The organism is Dolomitihabitans soli (genome assembly GCF_022213955.1).
Taxonomy (GTDB): domain Bacteria; phylum Actinomycetota; class Actinomycetes; order Streptosporangiales; family Streptosporangiaceae; genus Streptosporangium_A; species Streptosporangium_A soli.
The window spans coordinates 113,194-132,316 of sequence record NZ_JAKNTW010000015.1 but is presented as its reverse complement, the minus strand read 5'-3'; the positions used below and the strand labels follow the sequence as shown (position 1 = coordinate 132,316).

The window sequence follows — 19,123 nt, the reverse complement described above, 5'->3', positions numbered from 1 at the left end:
CCCCTGTCGTCAGCCCAGATCCGAATCGAACCGGTTGCCCGCATGGGCCGCCCGGCGTCGGCGCAGCGCCACGCCGCCCAGGGCCCCTCCGGCGAGCATGAGACTTCCCGTGCCGATCAGCGCCATTCCTGACGAAGAACTGGGGGCCTCACCCGTCTGCGCCGCCCCCTTGGGGGTGACCTTCACCTGGGGGGTCGCCGTCGCGGTCACGGTCGTCGTGGTCGTCGGCTTCGGCGTCGCGGTCACGGTCGTCGTGGCCGTCGCCGTCGCCGTACTGGTGGAGTTGCTGTTGCCGTTCTGGTTGCCGTTGGTGTTCGTGGGAGTCGGGGTCGCTGTCGGATCCGGGGTCGGCGTCGGGGCGGCCCCTACCGTGATCTTGAAGGCGACGTTGTTGTTCTCCGGCTTGCAGGTCGTCTCATAACCCTCCGGAGGTTTATTGAGTTCCCTGGTCAGCACGTTGAACGCATCGACGATGGCCCACTTGTTCTCACGGTTCGTGATGGTGAGAACGTGCTGCCCGTAGTCCAGGTCGTCTACCCGCCAGAGAGTGTGTCCGCCCTGGTTGACCACGTCCACGCCCAGAGGGGTGCCGTCGTCGTCCAACGACGGATTCGCGGTGGACGACTTTTCGTCGATCATGAAGTCCAACGGTCCTGCTCGATGGTCACGCTCGGTGCGGAACTCCACCCCGGTGCCGGTAAAAGTGAGCACGGACGTCGCGCCCGCTTTCTCCGTCCCATGGACGTCGGATTGGTAATCATTGAGCTTGGCGTCCCGATCGTTGTAATCAGTCCACAGGCTGGGTGGGTTGCCGTACACCACCTTCGTCAGGTCATCATCGTTGACCATGACCTCGGAAGCAGGAGGGGTGAAGCCGAACTTCAACTGCCCCGGCCTGATGGTGATCTCACCTGGGGAGGTGGCGCCGATGTCACCCGTCACGAGGCTCGGGAGCGTGAGCTTCGTCCCGACGGGCAGCGCGTCCTGATCCGCCGTCCCCTGGGCCAGGTCCCGGCCTTTCCACGGGCCCGAGATCCTGAGGGCACCGTCAGCCGAGAGCTTTCCACCGGCGGGAAGCTCGCCGGGAGCGATGAAACCGGTCTGGTCGCGGTATTTGATGTCCCACTTGATATCGATCGGCTGCCCGACCGTCATCGTGGTGGGCGCCGTCACCGTGACGCGCAACTTCACCTTGTCACCGATTGACGCCAACCCACACGTGTAGTCCAGCGTCACCCCGACCGTGTCCGCAGTCGCCGGAACGGCGGGCAGGGCGATCACCACACCGCCCGCCAGTCCTAACGCCGAGGCGACGATCGTCCTGCGGAGCCCTGTTCCCCACCCAACCACCGCGTACTCCGATCGCCCTGATCTGGCCAGAAAACCGGCCATCTGATCACAATCCCCGGCGAAGCGTACTGATTCATGAATCAGCCCAGGAACGCTCCCCAGGGACTGTGGCGGACTTGTGATAAGGACGGTGGTGGGGCGAATCTTTAAGGGACAGCCAGAAACGCGGGAGCAGGAGCCGAACTTAGGGCGGCGGCGCTCAGAGCTTCGAGATGTAGCGCATCCCGCCGGCTGACTGGAGCACGCCGGCCAGCGTCTTGGCGGAGATGGTGTGCGTGCCGCCGGTCGGCTTCCAGGGGTCGTAGACGGTGATCGTGCCCTTGAGGGAGTTGTAGCCGTAGGCGATGATGGCGTGACCGACCTTGGTGCCCTTGACCTTGCCCTTGTTCCACGGCAGCTGTTCCATCCACACCGCGATGGTCGGGGCCCGGTGAAGCACGCCGACGTTGTTCGACACGCGGCTCATCAAGCGCACTGGATTGCCGACGACGTCGGTGACCGACGTGTACATGTAGCCGCGCGACTTGACATACGCGTTGAGCACCGGGGTCGCGTTCTTGCCGCTGGTGCCACTGGTCGTGGTCTTCATCTTCTTGGCCAGGATGGCCTGGCTGACCTTGAAGCCGAAGGTCGACAGGCTCATCGAACCCGACGCGGGAACACAGTAGTAATTCGTCTGCTGGCGCTGGCCCGTGAGATTCAGTTTGTACGACAAGGGCGCGATGGCAGTGGTCTCGGCCTTGGTGACCACCCCGTGTGCGGGCGCCGCCTGCGCCGGGCTCAGCGCCGCGACCTGAACGCCACCCACGGTCGTGACCGTCACGGCGAGGGCGGCGACGCTCTCGGCGATCCACTTCTTCATCAATGCTCCTCAAAGATCAAAAGGTCGTCGATGTCCACATTTGGTGGGAGCGATCCAGCATCCGGCGGGGCTTGCGGACGCGCTACGCGGCTTCCCGCCTGCTGTGACTCGGCGCGGTCTGTCCGATGGACGCACGGTCGGACATGCGTCTTGACTTGCAGCAGACGATCGCTTGACCAATCTTGGAGGAATCACCCCAGGGACCACAAGTCGACCTGGGTGCAGATCCGGCCATATCGCCACACCGGTGACGCGCTGCCGTACCCCCGGCATACCTGCACCGGGCGGTAACGAGAACAGTATTCTGCCGTCAAGCCACCCCATGGAGGAGAAAACAGATGCGGCGAGACCTCTTCGACGAGGAGCACCTGCTCTTCCGCGACGCCGTGCGCGGGTTCCTGACCCGCGAGGTCGTCCCGAACCACGGGCAGTGGGAGAAGGACGGCATCGTGCCGCGCGAGGTGTGGAAGAAGGCCGGCGAACTGGGCATGTTCGGTTTCTCCGTGCCCGAGGAGTACGGCGGGGCGGGGGTCACCGACTTCCGGTACAACGCCGTCATCGTCGAGGAGATCATCGGCGTCGGGGCCTCAGGGCTCGGATTCTCCCTGCACAACGACGTCATGGCGCCCTACCTGGTGGCGCTGACCAGCGAGGAGCAGCGGCAGCGATGGCTACCCGGGTTCGTGACCGGCGAGCTGATCACGGCCATCGCCATGACGGAGCCCGGCGCGGGAAGCGATCTCCAGGGCATCCGGACCACCGCCGTCAGGCAGGGCGACCACTACCTCCTCAACGGGCAGAAGACCTTCATCACCAACGGCATCAACGCCGACCTGGTCGTGGTCGTCGCCAAGACCGACCCGGAGGCGGGCGCGCGGGGCACCACCCTGCTCGTCGTGGAGCGCGACATGGACGGCTTCAGCCACGGCCGCAACCTGGAGAAGATCGGCATGCACGCCCAGGACACGGCCGAGCTCTTCTTCGAGAACGTCCGGGTTCCCGTCGCCAACCGGCTCGGCGACGAAGACGGGCAGGGCTTCTTCCAGCTCATGAGCAACCTGCCGCAGGAGCGTCTCTCCATCGCCGTGGCCGCCGTCGGCGCGGCGGAAGCCGTACTGGGGACGACCATCGACTACTGCAAATCGCGGACGGCGTTCGGCCGGAGCATCGGCACCTTCCAGAACACCCGCTTCGTCCTCGCCGAACTCGCCACCGAGACCGAGATCGCCCGCCACTACGTCGACAAGTGCATTCTCGCCCTGAACGCCGGGGAACTCACCGCCGTCGACGCGGCCAAGGCCAAATGGTGGACCACCGAACTGCAGAACAAGGTCATCGACCGCTGTCTCCAACTCCACGGCGGCTACGGCTACATGCTGGAATATCCCGTCGCCAAGGCGTGGATCGACAGCCGCGTGCAGACCATCTACGGCGGCACCACCGAAATCATGAAGGAGATCATCGGCCGCTCCTTCGGCTTCTGACGGTATTACAAATGAGGTTTCGGTCCGCCATAAGTACTGCTTTTCAAAAAGCCCGCTTCGTCGCCGAGCAGCGAACCCACGGCGTCCTCGCCCACCGCCTCCACACCGAACACTGACTCCCGGCCCACTCCCGCGACGCGCGCCGCGCCCATCCCCGCCGGCGTTCCTCGCGGGATCGGCCCCCGGGACGGTCCCGTCCCGGGGGCCTGCCATGATCGCGGCGGTAGGGGCAGGACCCAGCCGCTGACCATGCTCTCGTGCGCCTAGATGCGCGCCCCGACGTCCGCCCCGTTGCTCGGACGCAGGAAGGTGGAGGACGGGATCGAGCCGTCCGCCGCCCGGGGGCCGGTGATCGTGCCGGAGTTGGTACTCACGAACGACCACGAGCCGCCGAGGTCCCACGAGTTGCCCGAGCCCGACGACGAGCCGAGCGAGACCTGCGAATTGTTCGCCACCGACAGGTTCTTGGTGAGGATGGAGACGGAATCGGCGTAATCGAAGCCGGTGCCGCCGTTGCGCCACGCGGTGGAACGTTCGGTCACCAGCCGGCCGGGGTTGCCGTTGTCGGTGAAGCCGTCGACCGCGTTGTCGAAGGCGATGGAGTTGCGGACGACGTGGTCGGCCGCCGGGTCCGGGTCGCCGCCGCCCAGCTTGAAGCCGTTGCCGTCACCGGTGTAGTCGGGCAGGTTCCACCGGTTGAACCCGTTGCCCCAGGCCACCGACGACTCGACGATGACCGGGGTGAGGAACATCCAGAAGTCCAGACCGTCGTCGGAGTTGTTCCACAGCCGGGCGCCGCGGATCACGTTGCCGCTGCCCGAGCCCTCCTTGATCGCGACGCCGTCGGCGCTCTCGCCGTTCTTGCGCGGGTCGCGGTTGCCGTACGCGTCCAGGTTGAGGATCTGGTTGTTGCTGGAGGCGCCCTGGAGGTGCAGACCGGACTCGTAGTTGTCCCTGGTGACCAGGCGGTCGAAGACGTTGTCGCTGGTGTCCAGACCGAAGATCCCGTACGGCCCGTGGATGATCTCCAGCCCGATCAGCCGCCAGTGCTCGCCCTCGATGTGGACGGCGCCTCGCTCGGGGCGGGGGATGGAGGAGCCGACCGCGCCGGGCGTGTACGGCATGTTCTCGCCGTCGATGATCACCCGCTCGCCGTCGTGGTTGCGCATCGTGATCGGCTGGCTCGCCGTACCGCTCTTGACCAGCTGGATGTTCGTGCTCGGCGCATACGTGCCACCACGGATGAAGATCGTGTGCCCCGGCTGCGCCAGGTCCACCGCCCGCTGGATCGTCTGCAGCGGCGACGCCTGCGTCCCAGGGTTGCCGTCGTTGCCGTTGGTCGCCACGTACAACGCGTTGACCGGCGGCTGGCTCCCGGCCTCGAAGTCGAGGGAGTCGATGTTGGGCAGGCCGCCGGCGGCGGTCGGGTTCAGCCGGATGGTGTTGCTGCCGGCGTTGACCGAGACGGTCAGGGTCTTGGTGGTCCAGGTGCTCCAGGCGCCGGTGCCTTCGAAGGACGGGGTCTGCACGGTGGAGCCGTTGACGATCAGGCCGGTGGGCCGGGCGGTGGTTCCGTTGGCGAAGCGGATGCCCAGCGTCGCGGTGCCGGAGGCCGAGGCGTTCACGGTGAACTGGGCGTAGGCGCCGGCCGCGTTGGTGCCGTTGCAGAAGCCGCTGCCGGAGTAGCCGGCCCAGTTGGAGTCGATGGTGCCGGTGCAGACGGCGGGCGAGGTCTCGGCTTCGTACCGTGTGGGGGCGGCGTGCGCGGCCGATGGGGACAGTGCGACGAGTACGCCGGCCAGCAGACCGGCGCACGCGATGACGGCTTTCATACGCATCGTTCGTCTCCGTAGGGGAGCGGGCTCGTCGTGGGACGAGTGGATACGGGCCGCTACCGGTTGATCTCCTTCCGGGCCCTTCGCCGGAGATCGAGCAAGCGCTTACCAGCCTTTGGTAAGCGCTTTCCGGATGCGAGGAGCCGAGTTAACCACGTGATCGCCGAGTGGGAAAGGTCTGAGGCGAGGAGCCCCTTCGCGGCGGCGGCGCGACAGCCACCAGAAGACCGCCGGTCAGCCAAGGTCACAGGCGGTGAAAGGGGGGCGGAAGGGAGCCTCGCCCGCATGCCGTCGCAGGCGTGAAATTTTCACGTCCCAGCGATCTCCATCCGGGCGACGGTGCCCGGCCCGCGGACCCCGCTGGGTGAGGCGGTCACAGCCCCGGCGTGACGCCCGGGCTCCGGGCCTGGCCGGAGCCCGAGTGAAGACGACGTTGCCCGGGACGCTTCGGCGTCCTGGGCAACGTGCGTGAGCGGCAGCGGCGGGCTCGAGTGCAGGGCGTGCCGCCGGCCTCACCGATGCAGACGGGTCGCGGGTGCGGCTGCCGCCGAACTTCTGGTCCGCCCACCGGCGGGAGAGCGAACGGCGGGCGGCCCGGTCGGGTGCGGTCAGGGTGTGATCAGGGTGTGATCAGGGAGCGAGCACGACCGTCTTGCCGCGCAGCCGCCCGGCGCCGGCGTCGTCATGCACGGCGGCCAGCTCGGCCACCGGGCGGTGGGCAGCGACATGGAGCCGGAGCTTGCCCGCATCCACCTTGGCGACCAGCTCGGTCAGCTGGGCTCCGTCGCTGCGGACCCACAGGCTCGCGCTGCGCACTCCCCGGGCGGGGTCCTGGGGAATCGGGCCGGCTGTGCTGGCGGCGACCCCGCGGTCGGCGACGTAGTCCGTCAGCTGCGCGAGCTCCTCCGGGGAGAGGCGCACATGGTTCACCACGACCTGGAACGGACCGCCCACAGCGACCGGGCCCGCGGCGAGGTCGAGGGGGGCGACGACCCGGTCCGCGCCGTAGTCCCGAAGGCGGTCGGCGTGCTGCGGTGCGTCCACCGCGGTCACGTGCGCTCCCGCGTCGGCGGCGAGCTGCACCACGAGGCTGCCCACCGCGCCCCCCGCCCCATTGATCAGGACGGTCTGACCGGGCTTGAGCTCGGCGAGTTCGAACGCCGTCTGCCAGGCCGCCAGGCCGGTCAGCGGCAGCGCCGCGGCATCGGCCAACTCGATTGTCCGGGGCGCCGGGGCCAGAGACTCGGCCGGGGCGAGCACGTACTCGGCGGCGCCTCCGGCGGAGTCGAGGGGCAGCATCGCCACGACCCGGTCGCCGACCTCCAGGCCGGTCACGTCGGCGCCGAGTTCGGCGACGGTGCCCGCCAGGTCGATCCCCGGCACGTACGGGAGAGTGATCGGGATCATCTCGGCCAGGACACCGGCGCGGATGTGGTCGTCGACCGGGTTGAACGATGTGGCCGCCACCCGCACCAGCACCTGCCCGGTACCGGGGGCCGGACGGTCGACGTCCTCGTAGCGCAGAACCTCGCTGCTGCCGAACTCGTGGAAACGAATTGCCTTCATGGCACTTTCCTCCGGGGTGTATTGATGTCGTCGCCAAGGGATAAGGCGATCAGGCGGGAAGGTGAAGCGCATCGAGGCGCTCAGGTCAGCTGCACCGACCGGGTCGAGTTGCCCATCACCATGCGGTCGATGGCGCTCAAGGCGCTGGCGGGGTCATCGGCGGCGCCGACGGCGAGCAGCAGCGGGACGAAGTGCTCGGCCGTCGGATGAGCGACCGCGGCGCCGGGTGCCTTGTTGCGGTAGTCGGTGAGGGCGTCGGCGTCGCCCTGGGAGAGGGCGTCAACGGCCCATTCGTCGAAGGCCGTGGTCTCGGCGGCGAGCTCAGGCCGGCGGAAGACGGCGAAGCTGTGGGTCATGAATCCCGAGCCGACAACGAGGATGCCCTCTTCGCGCAGGGGCCGCAGGCGTGCCCCGAGCTCAAGCAGAGCGCTGGGATCGAGGCTGGGCATCGACAGCTGCACGACCGGGACGTCCGCTGCGGGGTACATGGCCATGAGCGGGATAAAAGCGCCGTGGTCGAGGCCGCGGTCGGCGAACTCGTGCACCGGCGTCCGGCCCAGCAGGCCCGTGAGTCGCCGAGCCAGGCCAGTGGCGTCCGGGGTCGCGTAGGGAAGAGTCTTGTAGCGGGGATGGAAGCCGCTGAAATCGTAGTGCAGCGGGGTGCCGGCCGCGGCTCCGGATATCGCGACCGGTGCCCGTTCCCAGTGGGCCGAGACGACGACGATGGCCCGGGGTTTGGGCATCGACTGGGCCCAGGCGAAGAAGTCGCTGAGCCACTGTGGATCGTCGAGGGTGAACGGGGCGCCGTGGCTGACGAAGAGGCTGGGCAGGGAACCGTCGGAGGGGTTCCACACCCGCTGCTCGCGCGCCTGTGGCAGAACCTCGGCAAGGAGGTCGTCGTACGCCGCGGCCGCTGTCCGCGACGGAAAGGGGGAGGACGGGCCGTTCGGGGTGGCCAGGCTGCTCGTGGTAGTGATCGAAATCAGCTCCTTCACTTGCCCTGGCAACATCTTCACTTGCCTAGGCAAGTCAAAAGGTAGTGCATAAAGAGTTGCTTAGGCAAGTGACGCAAGTTGCCTAGGCAAGTATGATGGGGCCCATGGACACCCAGTCACCCTGGCTCGACGACGAACAGCAGGATCTTTGGCAGGCGCTGCTCACGGTCGTCATTGCTCTTCCGGCGGCCCTCGACCGCCAGCTGCAGCGAGATGCAGGCATCTCCAACTTCGAGTACGGGGTTCTGGCCCAGCTGTCCATGGCCGACGAGGCCACGATGCGGCTCAGTGACCTGGCCCGGGTCTGTGACAGCACCCAGCCCCGCCTGTCGAAGGTGATGGACCGCTTCGAAGCCCGCGACTGGGTCGCCCGCCGACCCGACCCCAGCGACGGTCGGTACACGTTCGCCACCCTGGCCGACGCCGGCCGGCAGAAACTCGTCGAGAGCGCACCGGAACATGTCGCGCAGGTGAAGCGGCTCGTGTTCGATCCGCTCAGCGCCGCGCAGCGCCGCCACCTCGGGGCCGCACTCACCCGCATCGCGGCTACCGTGCGCCGGGAAACCGAAGGAGGCTGAGCGCCGTCCTCAGTCGGGGCCTTCACTGGATCCCTGCCCCTCACTCCACCGAAGATCTGAATTCAGAACAGGCCCAAGGTCGGCTCAACTCTCTAGCGGCCCGCTAGGTCTTCGCGCCCGTACGGCAGGCCGCGCATACTGGACAGCAACGGCCGTGGGCGGAGGAGTGGGCGATGGACAGCGGACTCATCCTGCTGGTGTTCCTGGCGTTCCTGTTCGCGTGGGGGCTGAACCGGGTGCGGCGGATGTTCCGGCTCGGCCCGATCGGCTACGCCGGGGTGATGATCGTGTTCATCATCGCCGCGCTCCTCGTGTGGGGCCAGACGATGCGCTAGCGGGCGTCCTGGAGGCCCGCGGCCGCTGTCGCTCCGGCTTTCCCGGACCTGCCCGGCACCGCGAGGACCAGCAGCGCGACCGCGGCCATGGCCGCCGCCTGCACCACGAGCTGGGCCCCGTAGTTCACGTCCTGGGTGGCGAAGAGGCGGATCCCGATGTGGAAGCCGGTGTGGAAGCCGATCGCCATCCACACGGCCCCCGTCCTGGCCCTGCCCGCCCCGCACGCGAACCCGAGGCAGGTCGCGGTCACGACGAACAGCAGCTTCTCCACGGTCCCCGTGGCCGGGCTCTGCGACAGGATGTGCAGCGAGCCGAACACCAGGGTGGTGATGGCCAGGACGGCGCGCGGCGACAGCGACTTCGACAGGGTGTCGAAGAGATGCCCGCGGAACAGCACCTCCTCCGGGAACGCCTGCCCGAGGATGATGACCAGGACGACCAGCGCGAACTGGCCGGCCTGCTCCCGGAGCAGTTCCCAGTCGACCAGCCAGGTGGCGAACCCCGCCGTGACGGACACGGCGTTCGCGACGGCGATGGCGGCCACGGCGAACACCACGCCGAGTAACGTCTGCGGGACGGCGGACCACTTCCAGTCCAGCCGTACGCCCGACCAGGGCTCACGGGTCACGAACCGCCGGTGGAGGACCACCAGGAGGACCGCGATGACCGTGGTGGCGAGCGGGACGGCCGGCAGGTGCAGCGGGTTCGCCCGGTCGATCAACGGTCCGACCGCCAGGGCGGCGCCGTACACCGAGGCGAACAGCGCGACCACCGTGATCAAGGACGCCCACAGGGGTTTGGTCAGTCTCATGCCGGCGACGGTAGGCCGGAGGGCGGCGTGAGCGCATCGGGCCGCAGACGGAGATCACCATGACCGAGGTCATGGTCCCGCGGATGGATGACCCGGCGGGCGCCCGCGATTAGTGTGCGCAGGTGTGAGCTTGTTCCGCGACCCCGACCGCCCGGCACTGCTCAGCGTCGTCTTCTGGGTGGTGTTCACGGCGACGGGGCTTCTTCGCTTCGCCATCCCCCAGGCCGCCGAGTTCACTGTGATCTTCGTCGTGGTGATGGCGGTGGTCGCCGTCCTGTGGCTGCTGCTGCCGTGGAGCCCGGACGCGAGCCCCGGCCGTAAGCGCGTCGCACCGTTCTTCCTGCTGGCGACGACGTGCATCGGCCTGGTCTCGGGCGGCACCCACGCGCCGCTGGTGCTGATCGCGATCGCCAACCTCGCCATCCTGAACGGCATGCTGGTGGCCACCAGCGTGGTCGCGGCCTACATCACGGTCCTCTTCGTCACGATGATCACGGTGCTCGACCGGACGTGGACGAACGCGGTGGGGCAGGCGTCGTCGATGGTGCTCTTCGGGGCGTTCGCGCTGGGCATGGCGTCCGCCCTGCTGGAGGTGCGGCGGAAGAAGGAGGACGCCCAGCGGCTGCTCGAACGGGTCAGGGAGCTGGCGGTCGCCGAGGAGCGGGCCCGGATGGCCGGTGACATGCACGACTCGATCGGGCACCATCTCACGGTGATCAAGGTGGGCCTGGAGAACGCCGAGCGGTTCAGGGAGGCCCGACCCGCCGACGCCTGGGCGGAGGTACGGCAGGCGAAGGACATGACCGCGGCGGCGCTGGCCGAGGCGCGCCGCTGGGTCCGGGCGCTGCGCCCGCTCGCCCTCGACGGTCACGTCGGCAGCGCGGCGCTGGACCGGCTGGCCCGCTCCTTCGACGGGACCGGCATCCGGGTCAGCTTCGAGGTCGACGGCCCGGAGCGGAGGCTGGACCCCGACTCGGAGCTGGTGCTCTACCGGGTGTTGCAGGAAGGGCTGACCAACGCGCTGCGCCACGCGGACGCGGAACAGGTGCGGGCGCGGCTGGCCTTCGGGGCGGAGAGGGTGGTGCTGGTGATCGGCGACGACGGCAAGGGGGCCGAGGAGACGAACGGCTTCGGCCTGTCCTCCCTGGCGGAACGGGCACGGGCGATCGGCGGCAGCCTCCGGGCCGGCAACGTGTCGGGCGGCGGGTTCGAGGTGCGGGCCGAGGTGCCGGTGACCCGATCATGACCCCGATCCGGGTGCTGGTGGTGGACGACCAGGAGCTGATGCGGCAGGGGCTGCGCAAGATGCTGGAGATCGAGGACGACATCGAGGTGGTCGGCACGGCCGCCGACGGGGTGGCGGCGCTGGCGGCCGTGCCCCGCTGCCGGCCGCAGGTGGCGCTGGTCGACGCGCGGATGCCCCGGATGGACGGCGTCGAACTGATCACCCGGCTCAGCGCGGACCACCCGGAGGTCGCCTCCCTCGTGCTCAGCACCTTCGACGAGGACGAATACATCTTCGGGGCGCTGCGGGCCGGTGCCCGCGGTTACCTGTTGAAGGACAGCTCGCCCGAAGACCTGATCAGGGCGATCCACAAGGCGTACGAGGGCGAGACCGTGCTGGACGGGCCGGTGGCCGGACGGCTCGTCGAGGAGATCCGCCTGGGTCCCCGGCGCCGGACGGGCCTGCCGGACGAGGAACTGCTGTCCGGACGCGAGATCGAGGTGGCCCGGATGATCGCCGTCGGGGCGGCCAACCGGGAGATCGCGGCCCGGCTCGACATCGCCGAGGGCACGGTCAAGAACCACGTCTCCAGCATGCTCCGCAAACTCGGCCTGCGCGACAGGACCCAACTGGCCCTGCACCTGGCCGACGACCGCAGACACCCTCGAAGAACCCCGTGACCCATCGAACCGGCGAAGCCCTCCGAAACACGAACCAGCCCCGCTCACCCGTACGGCAAGCCCCAGGTCAGGGCCGGAATCCCTTGGTGGTGTCGAGCAGCACCTGGGCCACCAGGGCGGGGTCGTCACTCATCGGGATGTGGCCGCAGCCCTTGAGCAGTTTGACGCGGTGGCCCGACCAGCGGGCGGCCCGGACGGCCTGGCGGCGGAGCAGGAGCCGGTCGTGCTCGCCCCAGGCGATCGTGATCGGGCACTTCGGCGGCGAGGGCGGCATCACCCAGGCGAGCGCGTCGAGCATCTCGTCGAAGCCGACCGACCCGCGCAGGGCCGCTCCGGCGGACGCGAGCGCCTCGGGGGACAGCCGCGAGGGATGGGCGACGACCGCCCCGGCCGTCAGCGCCCGCCCCGCGGGACTCCGCGCGATCCGCTCGCTCCTGCTCTCCGGCAGGGCGCGCGCGCCCGACCGCATCAGCTTCAGCACCGCCCGCGCGTAGCCGACCTCCGGCCGCGACCAGAACCCGGCGGGCGACAGGGCGGTGGCCGTGCGGACCACGCCGCGGGCGGCCAGGTCGAGCGCCACGTAGCCGCCGAGCGAGTTGCCCGCCACGTGCGGGTCGCGAATCTCCAGCCGCAGGCAGAACGCGTCGACCGCGTCGGCCATCGCCTCAGGCGTGTACGGCGTGCCGGCGGGAAGCGGCGGGGAGGCGCCGAAACCGGGCAGGTCGAGGGCGATCACATCGTGGCAGGCGGCGAGCCGGTCGAGCACCGGCGACCAGGCCTGCCAGTGGTGACCGATTCCGTGCAACAAGAGCAGCGGCGAGCCTTTGCCACGCCGCTCGAAAGCCAACTCCATGCCCCCGAGTCAAGCACTCTTCGGCGGCTCCGCCTATCACCTGGAGCGGGTCGGAATCTCGAACCAGACGGCCTTGCCCTCCTTGGTGGGACGCGACCCCCAACGGCTGGCGAGCTGGTCGACGAGGTAGAGGCCACGGCCGCCCTCGTCGTTCTCGCCCGCGCTGCGGATGCGGGGGAGGCGAAGGTCCTGGTCGAACACCTCGACCCAGACGGCCTCGCCGCCACGCCGGATCCGGAGCGTGAACTCCTTCTCGCCCGCGATCTCCTCCTCCATGCCCGGCAGATCCCAGGACTCCTCGAAGGGCAGCGGCGGGCCGTCCATCGACAGCTCCCTGCGCGGGATGCTCGCGGTCGCGGCGTGCAGCACGACGTTGGTCACCACCTCGGAGACGAGCAGACAGGCCAGCTCGGCGCGCTCCTCGGGCACGTTCCACCCGGTGAACGCCTCGGCCGCCATCCGCCTGGCCTCGCCGACCATGATGGGCTGGGCCGGAAAGGTGCGTTCTTCGACGTCGAGCTCGCTGGCACTGGCCCGGATTACCAGGATCGCCATGTCGTCGTCGATCTCGCCGGGCACCGCGGTGGTCGCGGCGTCGGCGAGCTGCTCCACGGTCAGGTCGTCGGACTTGGCGAGCTTCTCGCAGAGCACCTGGAGGGTCTCCTCGTCGGCCGCCGCGTTGCCGTCGGCGTCACGGGAGGGGCGGCGGTCGACCAGGCCGTCGGTGTAGAGGAGCAGGGACGCGCCGGGGGGCAGGGTGCGCGTCTCCTCCTTGTAGACGAGATCGGCGTGGATGCCCTTGGCGTGCACGCCGAGCGGCTGGCCGACCTCGGAGATGTCGAGCTCGTGACAGGTGCCGTCGATGAGCAGGAGCGGCGGGGCGTGGCCGGCGTTGGCGAAGGCGAGCTGCCGGGACCAGGCGTCGTAGACCATGTACTGGCAGGTGACGATGGGCGGCACGCTGATGTCGAGACCGTCGCTCTCGGGGGTGGCGACGATGCGGGTCCACTCGTCGAGCCTGGCCAGGATCTCGGCGGGCGGCTTGTCGTCCTGGGCGAAGGCGCGCAGCGCGGCGCGGAGCTGGCCCATGATGGCGGCGGCCTTGGCGCCCCGGCCCTCGACGTCGCCGATCACGATGCCGACGCGGCCGGCCGACAGCGGGATCACGTCGTACCAGTCGCCGCCGACCTGTGTCTGGATGCCCTGCCCGTGCGAGACGAGCGGCGCCGCCGGGTAGTAGCGAACGGCGATCTCCAGCCCGTCGAGCTGTGGAAGCGCCCTGGGCAGCAGATACTTCTGAAAGGACTCGGCGGTGTGCCGCTCCTCCTCGAACAGCAGCGCGTTGTCGACGGCGAGCGCCACCCTCGTCGCGATCGCGCCGACGAAGTCACGGTCGAAGGTGTCGTAGTGCGGGCTGCGCCGGTCGGTCAGGTTGGAGAGCCCGAGATACATCAGCCCGAGGGTCTCGCCGCGCACGCACAACGGCGCGACGATCGCCGAGGTGAGGCCGACCTCGCCGCAGAGCCGGGCGCTGGCCGCGCTGGGGCTGGGATAACTGACCTGGGAGAAGTCCTCGACCAGGATGGTCTCCTGACGCCGCAGCGCGGAGTCGGCGTAGTGCCCGGCGGGATACGTGATCTCGGCGCCGACCGGTTTCCAGCTGTCGGCCGGCGGAGTCCAGCCCTGCACGTGGGTGGAGACCCGGCGGATCAGCCGGTCGGTCTCCTTCAGCTCGATGAAGCAGTGGTCGGCGAACTGCGGGACGAGCATCTCGGCGACTCGCTTGAGCGTCTCCTCGACGTAGAGGGAGCCGGCCAGCCGCTCACCGATGCGCTCCAGCAGGCCGAAGCGGTCTTTCTCCCGCTCGTTGCTGCGCATCGCCTCGCGCGCGGTGATCACTATGCCGGTCACCGAGCCGGAGGAGTGCCGCAGTGGGACGGCCTGCGCCCGCACATAGACCATCGTGCCGTCGCCCCGCCGGACGTCGAAGGTGCCCTCCCAGACGCCGCCCTTGAGCACGTGCTTGGCCAGCTCGACGGCGAGCGGGTGGTCCTTCTCCATGATGCCCAGGGACATCACCGACTGGTCGCGCTGCCCCTGCCCGCCCGGCTGGCCGAAGAGCTTCTCGGCGAACGGGTTCCAGTAGAGCAGGTTGCTGAACCTGTCGGTGACGACCACCGCCATCTCTGCTTGATCCAGGACGGTGCTGGCCGTGAGGTGATCGGCGGCATCCTGCGAAAGATCCCCCCAGCGCTTCATTCGGTGACCACCCCTTGGGGGTGGTTGTACGCAAAGCGAGCCACGGGCGCTCCTGCTGCTGTCTGGTCCGGGGAGAGTGGGGCCTCCCGGGTGGGATTCAACCAGGCAGTGACGAGAAGATCAGCGTTTCGAGACGAAAACGTGCGCGGCGACATCACGCGGTAGCTCCGCGAGAATGTTGTCCGCCTCGTTGTCACCTGTCACCCGCACACCGTCGTCGCTCGCCGCGAGCGTCACCTCGCGTCCGGGTTGTATCCCAACTTGCTTGAGTTTAAGCATCACAGCAGGATCGCTTTGCACTTGTTCGCTAATCCGTCGTACGACGACGGGCATATCCCTGGCGCCCGCGACGTCGGACATGGCGATCATGCCCTCCTCCTCGCCGCCCTCGGAGTCGGTGACGCCGAGCTCGTCGAGGCCGGGAATCGGGTTTCCGTGCGGGCAGACCGTGGGGTTGTCGAGCAGTGTGACCAGGCGCGCCTCCACCGACTCCGACATCACGTGCTCCCAGCGGCACGCCTCCACGTGGACGTCCTCCCAGGGCAGGCCGATCACCTGGGTCAGCAGGCACTCGGCGAGCCGGTGCTTTCGCATGACGCGGGTGGCCAGCGTGCGTCCGAGATCGGTCATCGTCAGATGGCGGTCACCCTCGACGCGGACGAGGCCGTCACGCTCCATCCGCGCGACCGTCTGGCTGACGGTTGGCCCGCTCTGCTGCAGCCGTTCCGCGATCCTCGCGCGAAGGGGGACGATGCCCTCTTCTTCCAGCTCGAAGATCGTTCGGAGATACATCTCCGTCGTGTCGATCAGGCCGTGTGCGGTCAAGGCTCCTCCCGTCCTGTCTCGATGTTACGCCCATCGGCCTGGGAACTGAGCCACTCGCCGGGGGCAGGGAAACCATCGTTGGATCGACCCTATTGGGAGAACGACCAGCCATGGTCACGGTTGGCAACACCGGACCGGACCGATTCCTTCCCCATAAGAGGACAATGCCCGCTTTACATCGCACGACCGCCGGGGCGCACGCCGTAAACGGGCCTTGGCGGGGGCCTGCGAGCGGCCGGGCCGGTCAGGAACGGCTCGGCCGATAGTTCCTGAAGGCCGGTACGGCGAAGCCGACCACGAGCACCAGGACCGCGCACACCAGCCCGCCCCCGACCCAGGCGGGCACCACGCCGACCATCGTGGCCGTCACCCCGGCCCGCAGGTCACCGAGCCGCGGGCCGCCGGCGACCACCACGTAGAACACCCCCTGGAGCCGCCCGCGCATCTCGTCGGGCGCGTACGTCTGCAGGATCGTCTGCCGCCACACGGCCGAGACCAGGTCCGCCGCGCCCCCAAGCGCGAGCAGACCGACCATCAGCCACAACTCGTGGGCCAGACCCGCGGCGGCGACGGAGAGCCCCCACAGCGAGATCACAAGCGTCAGCGCGACCCCCTGACGGCTGACCCGCCCCACCCAGCCGGACAACAGCCCGCCGAGCGCGGACCCGATGGCGATGCTCGCGGTCAGCCACCCGAAGGCGAGCAGCGACCCGTCGAACCGCGCGGCGACCATCTCCGGGAACAACGCGCGCGGCAGCGCGAAGGCCATCGCGATGATGTCCACCACGAACGACATCAGCACCACCGGATGCCCGGCGATGAACCGCAGCCCCTCCCCCACGGCCCGCAGGCCGGGCCGTACGACGTCGCCGAGGGGAGGGAGCGGCGGCAGCCGTACGGCGGCGTAGAAGGCGGCGCCGAAGAGCAGCGCGTCGACGAGGTAGGCGGTCGCGTAGCCGCCCTGGGCGAGCAGCACGCCGCCGATGAGCGGCCCGATGACGGCCCCGACGCTGCTCACCAGGAAGTTGAGCGTGTTGGCCGCGGGCACCTGGTCGACCGGGACCAGCCTGGGGATGATCGCCCCGCGCACCGGGCCGGTGATCGCGAAGCCCGTCGAGTGCACGGCGACCGTGGCGAGCATCAGGCCGACGTTGTCGATCCCGAGTACGGCCTGCAGCAGCAGCGCCGCCGTACCCGCCCAGGCGATCACCGAGCCGGCCAGCAGGAGGCGCCGCCGGTCGACGGCGTCGGCCACGGCGCCGCCCCACAGCCCGAAGATCACCAGCGGGATGAGGCTGGCCGGGCCGAGCATGCCGACCCAGAAGGAGGAGCCGGTGATGTCGTAGATCTGGGCGCTGACCGCCACCGCGGTGAGCTGGAAGCCGATGAACGACACGCCCTGGCCGGTCCACAGCCGCCGGTAGGCGACGATCCGCAACGGTGTCGTGTCGATGGCGATCCGACCCCAGAGCCCGCCGAACCCACCGAACATCGACGCGCCTCCAGCAACCCGATACCCCGACAAATCCCTCTAAAGGGAATCATGGGGCCAAACGTTCCAGCACCCACCCCTCCCCGGACCGCCGGTACCTCAGCCGGTCGTGCATCCGATCCACCTGCCCCTGCCAGAACTCCACCTCGGCCGGAATCACCCGATACCCGCCCCAGAAGTCCGGCACGGGCGGATCCTCCGGCCACCGCGCCGCCAGCTCGGCGTAGCGCTCGTCCAGCTCCTGCCGCGACCGGACGACGGCCGACTGACGCGAGGCCCAGGCCCCGATCCGCGAGCCGTACGGCCTGCTGTTGAAGTAGGCCGCGGACTCCTCCCGCGTCACCCGGAGGACCTGGCCCTCGACCCTGACCTGGCGGCGGATCGGATGCCAGGGGAACAGCAGACACGCCCGGGGGTTCTCCCGTAGATCACGGCCCTTGCGCGACTCGTAGTTGGTGTAGAAGACGAAACCGGCTTCGGTGCAGCCCTTCAGCAGGACCGTTCGTGCGGTCGGCAGGCCACCGGCGGAACTGGTGGCCAGGATCATGGCGTTGGGCTCGGGCAGTCCGGCCGATTCGGCGTCGGCGTACCAGGAGGCGAACTGGGCCACCGGGTCGGATGCGACGTCGGATTCGAGCAACGGCCGGCCCTCGTAGGTTCGGCGTAGCCCCCCGAGGGACGGGGGGCGCGATGTGGCGTCCACGGGAGAGTATTCTTGCGCGCTTGACACGACCTCCCTACCAGGGACGATCGCGTTTCGGCGGGTCCGGCGGCGACCCACCCCCGTACAGGGGGTTGAATAAGACCCGCCGGTATCTCGACATCAAGGCTTTGACTTCAAGAAAGGGAGGCGGCCGAGAATGTCCGACTTCAAACCCGGGCTCGAAGGCATCGTAGCTTTCGAGACGGAGATCGCGGAACCGGACAAAGAAGGGGGCGCCCTGCGGTATCGGGGCGTCGACATCGAAGAGCTGGTCGGCCGCGTCACCTATGGGAACGTCTGGGGACTGCTGGTCGACAACAAGTTCCAGCCGGGGCTGCCCCCTGCTGAGCAGTACCCCCTCCCTGTCCACTCCGGTGACATCCGCGTCGACGTGCAGAGCGCGCTGGCCATGCTGGCGCCCGCGTTCGGCTTCCACCAGCTCCTCGACATCGACGAGGAACAGGCCCGCGACGACCTCGCCAGGGCCAGCGTCACCGCCCTCAGCTTCGTCGCCCAGTCGGCGCGCGGCCTCGGCCTGCCGATGGTCCCGCAGAGACGCGTCGACGAAGCCGACAGCATCGTCGAACGGTTCATGATCCGCTGGCGTGGCGAACCCGATCCGAACCACGTCAAGGCCATCGACGCCTACTGGACCTCCGCGGCCGAGCACGGCATGAACGCCTCGACGTTCACCGCCAGGGTCATCGCGTCCACCGGCGCCGACGTGGCCGCCGCCCTGTCGGGCGCGGTGGGCGCGATGTCCGGCCCGCTGCACGGCGGCGCCCCCGCCCGGGTGCTCCACATGATCGAGGAGGTGGAACGGATCGGCAGCGCCGAGACCTACGTCAAGCAGGCGCTGGACAGCGGCGAGCGGCTGATGGGCTTCGGCCACCGCGTCTACCGCGCCGAGGACCCCCGCGCCCGCGTGCTCCGCCGTACCGCACAGGAGCTGAACGCGCCGCGCTACGAGGTCGCCGTGGCGCTGGAGAACGCCGCGCTGGCCGAGCTGCACGCCCGCAAGCCGGACCGGGTGCTGGCCACCAACGTGGAGTTCTGGGCGGCGATCATGCTCGACTTCGCCGCGGTCCCCCCGCACATGTTCACCTCGATGTTCACCTGCGCCCGTACGGCAGGCTGGGCCGCGCACATCCTGGAGCAGAAGCGCACGGGCAGGCTCGTCCGCCCCAGCGCCAAGTACGTCGGCCCGCCCCAGCGGTCGGTCACCGACGTCCCCGGAGCCGCCGCGGTCCTGGGCTAGCAGGGCGACCG

General features: G+C 69.2%; 17 protein-coding genes. 6 read left to right on the top strand and 11 right to left on the bottom strand.

What is annotated here, in order from left to right:
• Positions 1-9: 9 nt before the first annotated feature.
• Entirely contained in the window at positions 10-1,392 is a 1,383-nt protein-coding gene (locus tag MBA17_RS27930; RefSeq protein WP_238499576.1) for a hypothetical protein, read from the bottom strand.
• A gap of 157 nt (positions 1,393-1,549) precedes the next feature.
• Positions 1,550-2,212 (bottom strand): C39 family peptidase, encoded by a 663-nt coding sequence (locus MBA17_RS27925; RefSeq protein ID WP_238499575.1) that lies wholly within the window; start codon positions 2,210-2,212, stop codon positions 1,550-1,552.
• Between the two features lie 338 nt (positions 2,213-2,550).
• On the opposite strand from MBA17_RS27925, the gene MBA17_RS27920 reads away from it, so the two are divergent.
• Positions 2,551-3,696 (top strand): acyl-CoA dehydrogenase family protein, encoded by a 1,146-nt coding sequence (locus MBA17_RS27920; RefSeq protein ID WP_238499574.1) that lies wholly within the window; start codon positions 2,551-2,553, stop codon positions 3,694-3,696.
• 263 nt (positions 3,697-3,959) lie between these two features.
• On the opposite strand, the gene MBA17_RS27915 is transcribed toward MBA17_RS27920, so the two are convergent.
• The 3 genes from MBA17_RS27915 to MBA17_RS27905 form a co-directional block, all read right to left on the bottom strand.
• The gene (locus MBA17_RS27915; protein ID WP_238499573.1) at positions 3,960-5,534 is read right to left on the bottom strand and encodes a right-handed parallel beta-helix repeat-containing protein; all 1,575 of its coding nucleotides are present in this window, start codon (positions 5,532-5,534) and stop codon (positions 3,960-3,962) included.
• 627 nt (positions 5,535-6,161) lie between these two features.
• Positions 6,162-7,097 (bottom strand): NADP-dependent oxidoreductase, encoded by a 936-nt coding sequence (locus tag MBA17_RS27910; RefSeq protein ID WP_238499572.1) that lies wholly within the window; start codon positions 7,095-7,097, stop codon positions 6,162-6,164.
• 80 nt (positions 7,098-7,177) lie between these two features.
• Positions 7,178-8,092 carry a DODA-type extradiol aromatic ring-opening family dioxygenase gene (locus MBA17_RS27905; RefSeq protein WP_238499571.1) on the bottom strand — a complete coding sequence of 305 codons (915 nt, stop codon included), beginning with the start codon at positions 8,090-8,092 and terminating at the stop codon, positions 7,178-7,180.
• A gap of 104 nt (positions 8,093-8,196) precedes the next feature.
• On the opposite strand from MBA17_RS27905, the gene MBA17_RS27900 reads away from it, so the two are divergent.
• Together MBA17_RS27900 and MBA17_RS27895 are read left to right on the top strand one after the other, a co-directional pair.
• Positions 8,197-8,670, top strand: coding sequence for a MarR family winged helix-turn-helix transcriptional regulator (locus tag MBA17_RS27900; RefSeq protein WP_238499570.1), 474 nt, complete (start codon positions 8,197-8,199; stop codon positions 8,668-8,670).
• A 173-nt stretch (positions 8,671-8,843) separates the two neighbouring features.
• Positions 8,844-9,005, top strand: a complete 162-nt coding sequence (locus MBA17_RS27895; protein WP_238499569.1) for a hypothetical protein — start codon at positions 8,844-8,846, stop codon at positions 9,003-9,005.
• Here MBA17_RS27895 and MBA17_RS27890 read toward each other — a convergent pair.
• A complete protein-coding gene (locus tag MBA17_RS27890) occupies positions 9,002-9,817 on the bottom strand; it encodes a CPBP family intramembrane glutamic endopeptidase (protein WP_238499568.1) in 816 nt (271 codons plus the stop codon). The genes MBA17_RS27895 and MBA17_RS27890 overlap by 4 nt on opposite strands.
• A gap of 124 nt (positions 9,818-9,941) precedes the next feature.
• Between MBA17_RS27890 and MBA17_RS27885 the strand changes: the two genes are divergently transcribed.
• Together MBA17_RS27885 and MBA17_RS27880 are read left to right on the top strand one after the other, a co-directional pair.
• A complete protein-coding gene (locus tag MBA17_RS27885) occupies positions 9,942-11,063 on the top strand; it encodes a sensor histidine kinase (RefSeq protein WP_238499567.1) in 1,122 nt (373 codons plus the stop codon).
• Positions 11,060-11,722 (top strand): response regulator, encoded by a 663-nt coding sequence (locus tag MBA17_RS27880; protein WP_238499566.1) that lies wholly within the window; start codon positions 11,060-11,062, stop codon positions 11,720-11,722. Before MBA17_RS27885 ends, MBA17_RS27880 begins: the two co-directional genes overlap by 4 nt.
• 67 nt (positions 11,723-11,789) lie before the next feature.
• Here MBA17_RS27880 and MBA17_RS27875 read toward each other — a convergent pair whose 3' ends face one another.
• The 5 genes from MBA17_RS27875 to pdxH form a co-directional block, all read right to left on the bottom strand.
• Entirely contained in the window at positions 11,790-12,575 is a 786-nt protein-coding gene (locus MBA17_RS27875; RefSeq protein ID WP_238499565.1) for an alpha/beta fold hydrolase, read from the bottom strand.
• Between the two features lie 36 nt (positions 12,576-12,611).
• Positions 12,612-14,834 carry an ATP-binding SpoIIE family protein phosphatase gene (locus MBA17_RS27870; RefSeq protein ID WP_238499564.1) on the bottom strand — a complete coding sequence of 741 codons (2,223 nt, stop codon included), beginning with the start codon at positions 14,832-14,834 and terminating at the stop codon, positions 12,612-12,614.
• Between the two features lie 120 nt (positions 14,835-14,954).
• Positions 14,955-15,659, bottom strand: a complete 705-nt coding sequence (locus tag MBA17_RS27865; protein ID WP_274386080.1) for an iron-dependent transcriptional repressor DtxR — start codon at positions 15,657-15,659, stop codon at positions 14,955-14,957.
• Between the two features lie 244 nt (positions 15,660-15,903).
• Positions 15,904-17,151, bottom strand: coding sequence for an MFS transporter (locus tag MBA17_RS27860; RefSeq protein ID WP_238499563.1), 1,248 nt, complete (start codon positions 17,149-17,151; stop codon positions 15,904-15,906).
• A 49-nt stretch (positions 17,152-17,200) separates the two neighbouring features.
• Positions 17,201-17,854 carry a pyridoxamine 5'-phosphate oxidase gene (gene pdxH, locus MBA17_RS27855; RefSeq protein ID WP_238499562.1) on the bottom strand — a complete coding sequence of 218 codons (654 nt, stop codon included), beginning with the start codon at positions 17,852-17,854 and terminating at the stop codon, positions 17,201-17,203.
• A gap of 157 nt (positions 17,855-18,011) precedes the next feature.
• Here pdxH and MBA17_RS27850 point away from each other — a divergent pair, with 157 nt between their 5' ends.
• Positions 18,012-19,112, top strand: a complete 1,101-nt coding sequence (locus MBA17_RS27850; protein ID WP_238499561.1) for a citrate synthase 2 — start codon at positions 18,012-18,014, stop codon at positions 19,110-19,112.
• The last annotated feature ends 11 nt before the right edge of the window (positions 19,113-19,123 follow it).